Here is a 13,971-nt window from a genome sequence, read left to right on the forward strand (position 1 = left end):
AAAGCATGATTCTATTCAAAATAGAATACAAAATAATTTTTTAAACCTAAATTTATAATAAATGAACTCATTTTCACTTGTTGCCGAAAAACTACCTGAAGGACATCCTATAAAAGTATACTATGAGGAAAGTGCCTTAATACAAGATTTATTATCAGAATTAAACAAATCAAATCCTGCTGAAGATTTTCAAAAATATTTTAAAATCTTTAATCAATTAAAAAACATTGAAAAACGCTTTGCACGTATAGAAAACCAATTATTCCCTTACTTAGAAAAGCATGGTTGGGAAGGACCAATTGATGGTTTATGGGCATTTCACAACAATTTACGCGAGCAAATAAACTTATTAAACGCTTATAATAGCGAAAGAAATATTGCTGAAATTCAAGATACTATTCCTGCCTTAACACATGATATTGAAAAATTGCTAACCCTTGAAGATACCCGACTATTTCCTAATTCTATGGAATTAATTGCAGAAGTAGATTGGAAAAATTTTTACATGAAAGATGCAGAAATTGGCTGGATGCTACAAAAAAAACCAAAACCTTTTTTAGCAACAAACTATTAAAAACTTAATAGTTAGTATAAACTCTATAATAAATTCCAAAAGATCAAAACGACCTTCTGGAATTATTAACTAACTGCTAGTAATTTAAAATTTACTATTAATTAAATTGCTGTTCTAATCTAATAGCTTCAGGAAATAAAATATTATTTTCTAAATGGATGTGTAAATGCAAATCTTGTTCAAATTCTTGCAACATCGCAAAAGTTACTTTATAGGTATTGCAAGCATCAGCTGGTGGCGTATAATTATTGCTTAATGCTGCTATTTTTCTAAAGCGTTCACCTTCATTATCATGTTCTTCCATCATCATTGCAATAGGGTTTTCTACCGTTCCAAATTGTGGCGATTGTACAGCTCCAGATTCTAACTTAGCTTTTACCATATTTTTTACAAACGGAAATAGAATTAATTCTTCTTTCTTCATGTGTGAAGCTAAATCTTTTGATGATGCAATAAACAAGGCATTTATTTCTAACAACTCACGATGCCTTTCACCATGAACTTTACAAAGCTTATCTAAAAACTGACGTAAAACTGGTATTTTTTCTTCTACATAACGGTGGTGTTTTTTCTCTATATATTCTGCCAATAAATCTAATGGCCATGATTTATAATCGATAGATTGGTTTGCTTTCGAGTTTAAAACAGTTTGCAATTCTTCCAATAGTATATCACTATCAATTCCTTTGTTTTCACAAGCTTCTTCAACAGTTCTGTTTCCATTACAACAAAAATCTATTTTATATTTTGCAAATACTGCTGCAGTTCTAAAATCGTTTGCAACAAATTGACCTATTTGCTTTTGTGATGCTTTTTGTATTGTTTCCATGTGTTTGTTTTATTTCGGATAATTTTATCCTATTTATGTTCAAATTTTTTTTATACCTTCAAAAATGAAGCACCAGATTTTATATTAAGTGCTAATTCTTCTAAGCTTGTAGTTTCAAGCATGTGCTTTAATTCGTCTCGTACACTTTTAAACTTGTCGTGTACAGGACATGGATGGTTTTCATCGCAAGTTTCTAAACCCAAACCACAACCTTTATAAATACTATCACCATCAATAGCGTTTACAATTTGCGACAGTTTAATATGTTTAATTTCGTGTTTATTAACTTCAAATCCGCCATAAGCACCTTTAATTGAGCTAATAACATTGTGTCGCACCAATGCTTGTAATATTTTTGCAGTAAAAGCCTGAGGTGAATTAATTTCTTCAGCTATTTCTTTTGGACTTACACGTTTATCTTCATACGAGTTTATTGCAATGAAAACACATGCTTTAATACCATACTCGCAAGCTTTTGAAAACATATTAATTTTTAATTATGATACAAAAATATTAAATCTTTTTAAATTAAGATAAATTTATCTTAATTAATTTATTTGTATTTATTTCTAAACCATACTTTTTGCCATTCGCGTTTTAAAATTAAAAAGGAAACATCTTCAGAGAGTTTAAGGATGTCTTCACCATTTAACATTTTTACTTCTTTTTCTGAAACGTCTATAATATAAAGCAGGTTTAAATAATCGGTAAATTTTTCTTGAATGAGTTTATAAATCGTTTCATGAAGCAATAGTTTTAAACTTGATGGTAACACATCTTCATGAAAGTCGAGATTGATATTAGCCAACAAAAAATCCTTATTTAATTGAAGTACTAATTTTTGGTATAAGCTTAACTGGTTGGCATTCTCAATTAAATCTTCAAAAGTGTTTGGTAACTGCATTATACGGTTCTATTCATAAGGTTGTTACCAAACGCTTTTAACAGCATTCTTTTTTCTTCAGAAATAGACATGCTTTCCAAAACACCAAACGCTTTTTTAGTATAAGCTTCAATAGCTGTTTTAGTAGCTTCGGCAGAACCACTTTCAATAAAAATAGTTTTTACAGTTTCAATTTTTTCGTCGTTATTATCTAAGGTTTTACTAAACAAATCTAAAAGTTTAAGTTTATTTTTATCTTCTGAAAACTCTAGTGCTTTTATGTATAAATAGGTTTTTTTATTTTCAATAATATCACCGCCAACTTGTTTTCCAAATGTTTTTGGGTCGCCAAAAGCATCTAAATAATCGTCTTGTAATTGAAACGCAATACCCAAATTTTTACCAAATTCATAAATGTTATTTTGGTCTTCTTCTGATGCATTTGCTACAATTGCTCCCATTTTCATAGCAGCACCAACCAAAACAGCTGTTTTATATTCAATCATTTTTAAATACTCTGAAACTGAAACATCATTTCTGGTTTCAAAATCCACATCATATTGTTGGCCTTCACAAACCTCTAAAGCGGTTTTACTAAACAGTTTTGCAAGTGCTTGAAAGGTTTTTGGCTCATAGCTTTCAAATAATTGATAAGCCATAATTAGCATGGCATCACCCGATAAAATACCTGTATTAATGTTCCACTTTTCGTGTACAGTTTCTTTTCCTCGGCGTAATGGCGCACCATCCATAATATCATCATGTACTAACGAAAAATTATGAAAAACCTCAATACTTAATGCTGCATTTAAAGCTGTTGTATAGTTTTCCTCAAAAATTTCTGCAGCCATTAATGTTAAAACAGGTCGTAAACGTTTTCCGCCTAATTGCAAAATATAATTTATAGGATTGTATAATGAAATTGGTTCACGATGTATTGTAAACCCATTTAAAAACGAAGTAAATTCGTCTTGGTAAAATTGTACGTGTTGCATAAAACAAAAATAATGTAATTGCCCTAACAAAAACAATTTACATACTAACAAGTTTAAAAAATATAAGGGTTTAAATTATTTTTATAAAAATTTAAAGTAAAATCTGGTTTCATACGTCTTATATAACATGAAGCCGGCCGAAATTTTTACAATGTCTAAACAAGAAAAGGAAAGTATCATTTCACAAACTGTAAATAGTTATAGTGAAAAGCTTATGGCATTCATTAAGCCAAAAGTTAAAAATAGTGAAGATGCGCAAGACATTCTGCAAGAGGTTTGGTTTCAGTTTAGCAACCTTACAAACATTGCTGACATTGTAAATATTAGTAGTTGGCTTTTTTCGGTAACTCGAAATAAAATAACCGATAACTACCGAAAAAAAAGAACCGAAAACTTATCAAATTTTACTATTGAAGATGATGAAGGAAACTTTATTATTAAAGACATTTTACTTATTGACAATGAAAAAAACCCTGAAATTAAATTTTTTCAAGATGAAATTTGGGAAGAGCTTGTTAACGCACTAGATGAACTTCCTGAAAAACAACGCTTTGTATTTGTTGAAAATGAGTTTAATAATAAAACATTACAACAAATTGCAGATGAAACTAACGAAAACATTAAAACCATAATTAGCAGAAAAAGCTATGCCGTAAAGTATTTAAGGTTACGCCTAAAAACATTATATCAAGATTTAAACAACGATTAAAAAAAATATTATGAATCATAAATTCAAACAAAAAAGAAAACTTCTATTCTTTATTCCAATAATTATTCTATTCGGGCTTACTGCCATAGTTATGTGGCTTTGGAATGCCATTTTACCCAACGTTATTCATGTAAACACACTAACATATTGGCAAGCTATGGGTGTTTTAATATTAAGCAAAATTTTATTTGGTGGTTTTTCAGGCTGTGGAAAAGGCAAATACGCTATGCGAAAAAAACATTTTATAAATAAAATGAAAAACATGACACCAGAAGAATGCGAAACATTTAAAGACGCTTGGAAAGACCGCTTTAAAAACAGAAACTGGTGCCAAAAAGATTAGGCATTTTAAACTTCAATGTAAACTAAACATTTCTTAATTGTAAATTTTCTTTAAAACTTTGGAAACTTTTTTGGTTTTTAAAGTTTCCTTTATATATTTGCACCATTATTTTTTAAATTATGACAGCTTCAAAGTGGACAGTAGACTCAAATCAATCGGACGTTCTTTTAAAATCAAGACGTACCATTATAGCATATTTAGCAAGTTCAATTAATACGTTTAATGGTTCAATTGCTGTTAAAAATGACCAATTAGAAGATGCTTCTATTGAATTTTTAATTGATATACATTCAAAAGAAGGCACTTTAGAACCTTTTGATGTTGACCTAGACTTAATAGATTTTACAAACGCCAATATTTATCCTCCAATTCGTTTTAAATCAACTTCTTTTGAAAAAATAAATTCAACTCTTAATTTTTTAAAAGGCTATTTAACCATAAATAACATTACAAAAGTGGTTGAATTTGAAGCTGTATTGGTGAATTTAGAAACAAAAAATGGTTTTTATAAAGCACATTTTGAAATAGCAGGAACTATTAACAGAAAAGATTTTGGTTTAACACCTAAAGCTTTTAACAAAACAGGCAGTGTTGCAGTTGGCAAAGAAATTAACTTAACTGCCAACTTAGAATTTTATTCAAAAAACAATTAATGAGAACTCATATAATACAAAAATCGGCAGAATTGTTTTTAACACTAGGTTTTAAAAGTGTTACAATGGATGATATTGCAAATGAGTTAGCAATATCAAAAAAAACAATTTATGTTCATTTTGCAAATAAAACAAAGCTTGTTGAGGCTGTAACTTTTGAAGTTTTTGCCAATGTATGCGAAGGTATTGATGGTATTTGTAACACATCGCAAAACCCAATTCAAGAATTATACGACATAAAAATATTTGTGATGCAATATCTTAAAAATGAAAAAACATCACCACAATACCAACTTAAAAAATACTACCCACAAATACACAACCGCTTACACTTAAAACAATTTGAAAAAATGCACGAATCTGTTAAAGAAAGTTTGCAAAAAGGCATTGATACTAACTTTTACCGACATGAAATAAATGTAGATTTTATATCTAGAATGTACTTTAATGGCATGACTGGAATAAAAGATGACACATTTTTTCCAAACGAATTATATAACATGGAAACTCTAATGGAAAACTTTTTGGAATACCACTTAAGAGCTATTGTTACAGAAAAAGGACTTAAAGAATTAAACAAATTTATAAAATCAAATCAATCAATATAAAATGAAACAAAAACTAATACTATTACTTAGTTTATCACTTTCTATAAGCTTGTTTTCACAAGAAAACATACAAAGTTTCTCATTACAGGAAGCCATAAACTTCGCACTTCAAAACAATAGAACTGCAAAAAATGCTGCTCGCGATATTGAAGCAGCAAAAAAACAAAAATGGGAAACCACCGCAACAGGTTTGCCTCAGATTAACGCCGAAATAGGCTATCAAAACTGGTTAAAGCAACAAGTTTCATTAATTCCTGCCGAATTTTTTGGTGGTAATCCTGGAGAATTTGCCGAAGTTACTTTTGGCACCAAGCAAAGTGTTAATGCAACTGCTACATTAAGCCAGAAAATATTTGATGGTTCCTATTTAGTAGGCTTACAATCGGCCAAAGTGTTTTTAGAAATTTCTAAAAATGCCAAAATTAAAACCGATTTAGAGGTTAGAAAAGCTGTAATTAATGCTTACGGTAATGTGTTACTTGCCGAAGAGAGTGTTGCTATAATTGAAAAAAACAAAGCAATTTTAGAAAAAAACCTAAGCGATTTATCAAAAATATTTGAAAATGGTTTAGAAGAAGAAGAAAGTGTTGAGCAACTTCAAATAACCTTATCTGGCGTAAACAGTACATTACAAAACACAACGCGTTTAAAAACCTTGGCATATCAAATGCTAAATATCACTTTAGGCTTAGATGTTAATAGCACAACCGTTTTAACCGACAGTCTTGAGAGTTTAACAGTTCAAAACATCTCTTTAGAATTGGTTGATTCTAGTTTGAATTTAGATAATTCAATAGATTACCAAATTGCCGAAAACGACAAAAAAGCAAAAGAATTACTTCTTAAACTTGAAAAAAGCAAAGCGTTACCAACCTTAAATGCCTTTATAAATGGTGGCTACAATGCTTTTGGCGACAATTTTGAATTTACAAGTAAAGACCAAAAATGGTTTGGTTCATCACTTTTTGGTGTAAACATGAACATCCCAATTTTTAGTTCATTAGGTAGAAGCGCCGCAACACAACGCGCTAAAATAAACTTAGAAAAAGCGCAAGACGATTTGGTTGAAACCGAGCAAAAACTTCAACTTCAAACGGCAGCAGCAAAAAGTGATTACCAATTTGCTATTTCTGATTATGATAACAAAAAACAAAACCTAAATCTTGCAGAACGCATCGAGAAAAAAAACCAAACAAAGTTTTTTGAAGGTATTGCTTCAAGTTTCGATTTAAGACAAGCACAAACGCAATTATACACAGCACAACAAGAGTTTTTACAAGCCATGCTTGATGTTATAAACAAAAAAGCGGCGTTGGAAACCATACTTAACACAATCAATAACTAATCATCATACAAAATAAAAAATACTAAAAAATGAAACACATATATACTTTATTAATCGTTACTGTTCTTCTAACTGCTTGTGGTGGAGAACAAAAAGAAAAATCTGTTGAAGATTTAGTTGCTTCAAACAACTTAGAAGCCCTAAAACAAAAACGTGAAGAAATTGATGCTAAACAGCAAACTTTAGCAGATCAATTAAAACTAATTAACGATAGAATTTCAGAATTAGACACCATAAAAAAATTACCATTAGTTACTACTTTAACTATAAAATCGGAAAAATTTGAACATTACTTAGAGTTACAAGGTAATGTACAAACAAAACAAAACTTAGTTATTTATCCAGAAATGGCAGGAACATTAACCCGCGTTTATGTAAAAGAAGGCCAATATGTAACCAAAGGCCAATTACTTGCAACTATAGATGATGGTGGTTTAAGCCAACAAGTAGCTCAATTACAAATTCAAGCAGATTTAGCTAAAACCACGTTTGAGCGTCAAGAACGTTTATGGGAACAAAAAATAGGTAGTGAAATTCAATACCTTCAAGCAAAATCTAGCTACCAAGCACAACAACGTGCTGTTAGCCAATTAAAAAGTCAACTTAGTAAAACAACGGTTAGAGCGCCATTTACAGGCGTTATTGACGATGTTATTACAGACCAAGGTAGTGTTGTTGCGCCAGGACAATCGCAATTAATGCGTATTGTTAATTTAGACGATATGTATATTGAAACCGATGTGCCAGAAAGCTACATTTCTAACGTTACAGCTAACAAAACTGTAAAAGTGGAGTTTCCTATTTTAGGAAAATCATTAGAAGCTAAAATTAGACAAGCTGGTAATTTTATAAACCCAGCAAACAGAACTTTTAAAATAGAAGTTGCTGTTCCTAATAAAGATAAAAGCATCAAACCAAACCTTACAGCAAAACTTAAAATTAACGATTACACAAACGATACTGCCATTTTAATACCACAAAGTATTATTTCTGAAAATGCTGATGGTGAGCAATACATATACATTATTGAAAACAAAAATGCCGATAATAAAGGTAATGCAAAACGTGTAATTATTGAAACAGGAAAATCGCAAGGCGATGTAATTGAAGTAACCAAAGGACTTGGAAATACTGTTGAAATTATTCAAGAAGGCGCAAGAAGTGTAAACGACGGACAAACTGTTAAGGTTATTAATGGTCTTTAGTCGGTAGAGGGTAGACGGTAGAAAACTAATAGTAAATGAAAAATATAAAATTCAAATTTGAAGATTTACAAGTGTATCAAAAGGCATTAGAGTTTACTGATACCGCTTATGCTTTTACTAAAAATTTTCCTGACACCGAACGTTACGCACTAACATCGCAATTCACAAGAGCAGCTATTTCTATTACTCTAAATATAGCTGAAGGAACAGGTGATACAAACGCACAATTTAATAGATTTTTGCAAATAGCTATAGGATCTGTAAAAGAATGCGTTGTGTGTACGTCCATTGCTAAAAGACAAAATTACATTTCAATTGAACAAGAAATAGCATTAAGAGAAAAACTTGAAGAACTCTCAAAAATGATTATTAGCCTTCAAAAATATCTAAAAACAAACACTAAAGTCTAAAGACTAATTACTAACGTCTAAAGACTAAAGACTAACGACTCATAAAATGACGAAACAACAAAAACAAATCGATAAAGAATTCAAACTATCATCGTGGGCAATACACAACAAAACCACAATTTATATGATGATGGCTATGATTTTCTTTTTAGGTATTTCAGCATATTTTAAAATGCCTAGAGAAAGTTTCCCAGAAATTAAAGAAACTAAAATTTACATAAGCACACCTTTCTTTGGAAATACAGCTGAAGATATTGAAAAACTAATTACAGATCCGCTTGAAGATAAACTTAAAACTGTTAGTAACGTAGTTGAAATAACCTCATCATCACAAGAAGATTATTCTATGATTGTTGTTGAGTTTGATGAAGATATTAGCGTTGAACAAGCAAAACAAAAGGTAAAAGACGAAATAGATTCAGAAACTGCTAGTGAAGATTGGCCAACATTTAACGGCGCAAAAGTAGAACCTAATGCGTTTGAATTAAGCATGTCTGAAGAAATGCCAATTCTTAACATCAATATTTCAGGTGATTATCCGGTAGAAAAACTAAAAGAGTTTGGTGAATATTTACAAGATGAAATTGAAAAACTCATCGAAATTAAAAAGGTAGATATTCGTGGTGCTCAAGAAAAAGAAGTTGAAGTAGCCGTTGATATTTATAAAATGATGGCTTCACAAGTTAGTTTTGATGACGTAATTGGTGCCATAAACAAAGGAAACATGACTATGTCTGCTGGTAACTTCATTGCTAGTGGCCAACGCAGAACCATCAGGATTTTAGGAGAAATTGACAACCCAAACAACCTAAAAAACTTTGTCGTAAAAACAGAACACAACAACCCTATTTACTTAAAAGACATTGCAGATGTAAGCTTTAAAGAAAAAGACAAAACAACCTACGCACGCGAGTTTGGCGAACCTGTAGTGATGCTAGACGTAAAAAAACGTGCAGGTAAAAACATGGTTGAAGCTGCCGAAAAAATACAGGTAATTGTAGATAATGCTAAAGCAAACGTGTTCCCAAGAGATTTAAAAGTTACAACCACCAATGATCAATCATCTAAAACCATTGGACAAGTTGATGATTTAGTAAACAATATCATATTTGGCATCATACTAGTAGTAACCGTTTTAATGTTCTTTTTAGGCTTTAAAAACGCACTATTTGTTGGGTTTGCAATACCTATGTCTATGTTTATGTCTTTAATGATTTTAAACTTACTAGGCTATACCATGAATACTATGATTCTTTTCGGACTAATTATGGGTCTTGGTATGCTAGTAGATAACGGTATTGTTGTGGTTGAAAACGTTTACCGCCTTATGGATGAAGAAGGTATGAGCAGATTAGATGCTGCCAAAAAAGGGATTAGTGAGATTGCCTACCCTATTATTATTTCTACAGCTACTACAGTAGCGGCATTTATACCACTTGGTATGTGGCCTGGAGTTATGGGTGAATTTATGATTTATTTCCCAATAACATTATCAGTAGTTTTAGGGTCATCACTTTTTGTTGCTATTTTCTTTAACTCGGTACTTGTATCTCAGTTTATGACAGTTGAAGATAAAGACATGCCATTAAAACGCATCATTTACATAACAGCTACTGTATCTATCATTGGGCTTATCATCCTCATTATAGGTGGCGACTATAGAGCTTTAGGTTCATTAATGATTTTTACAGCCATTATGTTGTGGGTTTACCGTTTGTTACTTCGTAAAATGGCAAATCGTTTTCAAAACAAAACATTAGTAAAACTAGAAATATTATATGAAAAAACCCTAAAATGGGCATTAAAAAGTAAAAGAACCTATGTTATAAGTATTGCTACTTTTATACTTTTAATCATATCTTTTATAGTTTTTGGTTGGTCTTTAGGCACACAACGTACTGAAGTACAATTCTTCCCCGAAAACAAACCAAATCAAATCATTGTATATATTGAATATCCCGAAGGTACCGATATTAAAAAAACAAACGCTATTACCAAAGAAATAGAAAAAAAAGTATACACTGTTTTAAATGAAGGCATGTATAGAAAAGGTGACTATAATTTTATGGTTGAAAGTGCCGTTTCTCAAGTTGGTGAAGGTGCAGGAAACCCACAAACCGATGGTGGTTCAGCAGCTGAAATGCCTCATAAAGGTAAAATTACGGCATCCATGCGCGAATATAAATTTAGAGAAGGTGAAGACAGTGAATTAATGCGCCAAAAGGTACAAGAAGCTTTGGTAGGGATTTATCCTGGAGTATTAATTTCAGTTGAAAAAGATCAAAATGGACCACCTGCTGGTGCACCAATTAACATTGAATTAGAAGGTGATGACTATTCTGAACTTATAAATACCGCCGAAAAAATGCGCGACTTCATAAACTCTAGAAGTATTGCTGGTATTGATGAGTTAAAAATAGACGTAAATAAAGATAAACCTGCAATGCAAGTGGTTGTTGATAGAGAAAAAGCAGGTGAGTTAGGTATTGGTGCTTCTCAAGTAGGGCAACAACTAAGAAATGCTATTTTTGGAGCTAAAGCTGGTGTTTATAAAGAAGATGGTGATGATTTTGATATCTATGTTCGTTTTAACGAAGAAAACCGCTATAACTCTAGTGCTATTTTCAATCAAAAAATAACGTTCAGAGATATGGCTTCAGGGCAAATTAAAGAAGTTCCTGTATCTGCTGTTGCTAAACAATCAAACACATCTGGTTTTAGTTCTATAAAACATAGAGATGTTCGTCGTGTCGTTACAGTGTATTCAGCACTTGCTCCAGGTTATACCGATGCTGGTGCTGTTGTTGGTCAAGTTCAACATGCCATGAAAGAATTTAAAGAATTACCAAAAAGTGTGAAAATTGACTATACAGGACAAATTGAAGAACAAAACAAACAAATGGCATTTTTAATGGGTGCATTTTTTACAGGTTTGTTCTTAATATTTTTAATTCTTATTTTCCAGTTTAACTCGTTTTCTAAGCCAGCAATTATTATGCTTGCCATATTTTTAAGCTTAATTGGTGTATTTTTTGGTATTGTTTTTACAGGCAGTGCGTTTGTAATTATGATGACTATGATGGGCATTATTTCACTTGCTGGTATTGTGGTAAACAACGGTGTTGTACTTCTAGATTATGCACAACTTCTAATTGATAGAAAAAAATACGACAGAGGTTTAGATGAAGATGATTATTTAAGTAAAGAAGATTTATTCAATAGTATTGTTCAAGCAGGCAAAGCACGTTTACGTCCTGTTTTATTAACCGCAATTACTACCATATTAGGCTTAATACCATTAGCAATTGGTTTAAATATTAATTTTTTCACGTTGTTTAGTGAGCTTAATCCGCATATCTATTTTGGTGGTGATAACGTTATTTTCTGGGGTCCATTAGCTTGGACCGTTATTTACGGATTATTTGTAGCTACATTTTTAACGTTAGTAGTTGTACCTGTGTTATTCTATTTAGCAATGCAACTTAAAATGTGGATAAAAAGCAAAACAGCTTCTAAAAACACAATACAAGAACCAGAAATTTTAGATTAATAACTAATTATAAAAAATCTAAAAAACGCTTCAACAAATGTTGAAGCGTTTTTTATTTGATAATCACTTAAGTTATGTAAATTTGCACTTCAATTTTCAACTATGTACAGAAGTCATAATTGTGGTGAGTTAAATACATCACACATTAATAAAGAAGTTACACTTGCAGGGTGGGTTCAAAAATCTAGAGATAAAGGTTTTATTGTATGGGTAGATTTACGCGACCGTTACGGTATTACGCAACTTGTTTTTGATGCTGAGCGTACTTCAAAAGCCATGTTAGTACAGGCTCAAAACCTAGGACGCGAATTCGTTATCCAAGTAAAAGGAACGGTTATAGAACGTGCTTCCAAAAACCCAAACATCCCAACTGGCGATATTGAAATTTTGGTTTCCGAATTAAATATTTTAAATGAAGCCTTGTTACCACCGTTCACTATTGAAGATAAAACCGATGGTGGTGAAGAGTTACGCATGAAGTATCGCTATTTAGATATTCGTCGTAACCCCGTTAAAAACAGCTTGATTTTTAGACATAAAGTAACCCAAGAAGTTAGAAATTACCTTTCAAAAGAAGGTTTTATTGAAGTTGAAACACCGTATTTAATAAAATCGACTCCCGAAGGTGCGCGCGATTTCGTAGTACCTTCACGCATGAATGCTGGTCAGTTTTACGCACTTCCACAATCGCCTCAAACGTTCAAACAACTCTTGATGGTTGGCGGTATGGATAAATATTTCCAAATTGTAAAGTGTTTTAGAGATGAAGATTTACGTGCTGATAGACAACCAGAATTCACACAAATAGATTGTGAAATGGCGTTTATTGAGCAAGAAGATATTTTAAATGCGTTTGAAGGTTTAACACGTCATTTACTTAAAGAAGTGAACGGTGTTGAAATTGAAAAATTTCCAAGAATGCTATACGACGATGCGATGCGTTTGTATGGAAACGACAAACCAGACATTCGTTTTGGAATGCAATTTGGCGAACTTAACGACGTAGCACAACACAAAGATTTTGGCGTTTTCAATAGTGCTGAGTTGGTAGTGGGTATTGCTGTTCCGGGTGGAAACGCTTACACCAGAAAAGATATAGACCAATTGATAGATTGGGTAAAACGCCCACAAATTGGCGCCTTAGGCATGGTGTATGTACGTTGTAATGACGATGGCACCTACAAATCATCCGTAGATAAATTTTATGATGAAGCCGATTTAACTAAATGGGCAGAAGTCACTGGTGCTAAAGCCGGCGATTTAATTTGTGTGCTTTCTGGCGACAAACATAAAGTGCGCACCCAATTAAGCGCATTACGTATGGAATTAGCAGAACGTTTAGGACTTAGAAACCCTAAAGAGTTTGCACCGCTTTGGGTGATGGATTTCCCGCTTTTAGAATGGGATGAAGAAACCGAACGTTACCACGCCATGCACCACCCATTTACATCACCAAAACCAGGCCAATTAGAGCTTCTAAAAACAAACCCAGGTGAAGTAAAAGCCAATGCTTACGATTTGGTGTTGAACGGAAACGAAATTGGTGGCGGTTCTATAAGAATTCATGATAAAGAAACCCAATCCCTAATGTTCGATTATTTAGGCTTTACACCTGAAGAAGCAAAAGCGCAATTTGGCTTTTTAATGGATGCTTTTCAGTATGGCGCACCACCACATGGCGGTTTAGCTTTTGGATTGGATAGATTGGTTGCTATTTTGGGTGGACAGGAAACCATCCGCGACTTTATCGCATTCCCAAAAAACAATGCAGGTCGTGATGTAATGATTGATGCACCAGCACCAATTGACGATGCACAATTAACAGAGTTAAGCCTAAAACTTAATTTAAAACAATAAAAAAGAATCC

The 13,971-nt window shown here is 32.2% G+C and carries 14 protein-coding genes; 10 read left to right on the forward strand and 4 right to left on the reverse strand.

Features of this window, described 5'->3' with window-relative positions; translation table 11 throughout:
- Positions 1–61: 61 nt before the first annotated feature.
- On the forward strand, positions 62–574 hold the full coding sequence (locus tag ACFQ1R_RS04735; RefSeq protein ID WP_379924957.1) for a hemerythrin domain-containing protein: 513 nt from the start codon (positions 62–64) through the stop codon (positions 572–574).
- A 97-nt stretch (positions 575–671) separates the two neighbouring features.
- On the opposite strand, the gene ric is transcribed toward ACFQ1R_RS04735, so the two are convergent.
- From ric to ACFQ1R_RS04755, 4 genes are all read right to left on the reverse strand, one after another.
- Complete coding sequence (gene ric / locus ACFQ1R_RS04740) at positions 672–1,403, reverse strand: iron-sulfur cluster repair di-iron protein (protein ID WP_379924958.1); 732 nt, start codon at positions 1,401–1,403, stop codon at positions 672–674.
- A gap of 50 nt (positions 1,404–1,453) precedes the next feature.
- On the reverse strand, positions 1,454–1,888 hold the full coding sequence (locus tag ACFQ1R_RS04745; RefSeq protein WP_379924959.1) for an RrF2 family transcriptional regulator: 435 nt from the start codon (positions 1,886–1,888) through the stop codon (positions 1,454–1,456).
- A 68-nt stretch (positions 1,889–1,956) separates the two neighbouring features.
- Positions 1,957–2,307: a hypothetical protein gene (locus ACFQ1R_RS04750; RefSeq protein ID WP_379924960.1), complete on the reverse strand. Its 351-nt coding sequence runs from the start codon at positions 2,305–2,307 to the stop codon at positions 1,957–1,959.
- On the reverse strand, positions 2,307–3,281 hold the full coding sequence (locus ACFQ1R_RS04755; RefSeq protein WP_379924961.1) for a polyprenyl synthetase family protein: 975 nt from the start codon (positions 3,279–3,281) through the stop codon (positions 2,307–2,309). Before ACFQ1R_RS04755 ends, ACFQ1R_RS04750 begins: the two co-directional genes overlap by 1 nt.
- A 151-nt stretch (positions 3,282–3,432) precedes the next feature.
- Here ACFQ1R_RS04755 and ACFQ1R_RS04760 point away from each other — a divergent pair, with 151 nt between their 5' ends.
- The 9 genes from ACFQ1R_RS04760 to aspS all read left to right on the forward strand — a co-directional run bounded on the left by ACFQ1R_RS04760 (position 3,433) and on the right by aspS (position 13,961).
- Positions 3,433–3,990, forward strand: a complete 558-nt coding sequence (locus ACFQ1R_RS04760; protein ID WP_379924962.1) for an RNA polymerase sigma factor — start codon at positions 3,433–3,435, stop codon at positions 3,988–3,990.
- A gap of 10 nt (positions 3,991–4,000) precedes the next feature.
- The gene (locus ACFQ1R_RS04765) at positions 4,001–4,333 is read left to right on the forward strand and encodes a hypothetical protein (RefSeq protein ID WP_379924963.1); all 333 of its coding nucleotides are present in this window, start codon (positions 4,001–4,003) and stop codon (positions 4,331–4,333) included.
- A gap of 119 nt (positions 4,334–4,452) precedes the next feature.
- Positions 4,453–4,986, forward strand: a complete 534-nt coding sequence (locus tag ACFQ1R_RS04770; protein ID WP_379924964.1) for a YceI family protein — start codon at positions 4,453–4,455, stop codon at positions 4,984–4,986.
- The gene (locus ACFQ1R_RS04775) at positions 4,986–5,594 is read left to right on the forward strand and encodes a TetR/AcrR family transcriptional regulator (RefSeq protein WP_379924965.1); all 609 of its coding nucleotides are present in this window, start codon (positions 4,986–4,988) and stop codon (positions 5,592–5,594) included. Before ACFQ1R_RS04770 ends, ACFQ1R_RS04775 begins: the two co-directional genes overlap by 1 nt.
- A gap of 1 nt (position 5,595) precedes the next feature.
- Positions 5,596–6,939 carry a TolC family protein gene (locus ACFQ1R_RS04780; protein ID WP_379924966.1) on the forward strand — a complete coding sequence of 448 codons (1,344 nt, stop codon included), beginning with the start codon at positions 5,596–5,598 and terminating at the stop codon, positions 6,937–6,939.
- 29 nt (positions 6,940–6,968) lie between these two features.
- Positions 6,969–8,144, forward strand: a complete 1,176-nt coding sequence (locus ACFQ1R_RS04785) for an efflux RND transporter periplasmic adaptor subunit (RefSeq protein WP_379924967.1) — start codon at positions 6,969–6,971, stop codon at positions 8,142–8,144.
- Between the two features lie 35 nt (positions 8,145–8,179).
- The gene (locus ACFQ1R_RS04790) at positions 8,180–8,554 is read left to right on the forward strand and encodes a four helix bundle protein (protein ID WP_379924969.1); all 375 of its coding nucleotides are present in this window, start codon (positions 8,180–8,182) and stop codon (positions 8,552–8,554) included.
- 46 nt (positions 8,555–8,600) lie between these two features.
- Positions 8,601–12,104: an efflux RND transporter permease subunit gene (locus ACFQ1R_RS04795; RefSeq protein WP_379924970.1), complete on the forward strand. Its 3,504-nt coding sequence runs from the start codon at positions 8,601–8,603 to the stop codon at positions 12,102–12,104.
- Between the two features lie 102 nt (positions 12,105–12,206).
- Positions 12,207–13,961, forward strand: a complete 1,755-nt coding sequence (gene aspS, locus ACFQ1R_RS04800) for an aspartate--tRNA ligase (protein WP_379924972.1) — start codon at positions 12,207–12,209, stop codon at positions 13,959–13,961.
- The last annotated feature ends 10 nt before the right edge of the window (positions 13,962–13,971 follow it).

Origin of the sequence: Mariniflexile jejuense, assembly GCF_042675665.1 — a bacterium.
Taxonomy (GTDB): domain Bacteria; phylum Bacteroidota; class Bacteroidia; order Flavobacteriales; family Flavobacteriaceae; genus Mariniflexile; species Mariniflexile jejuense.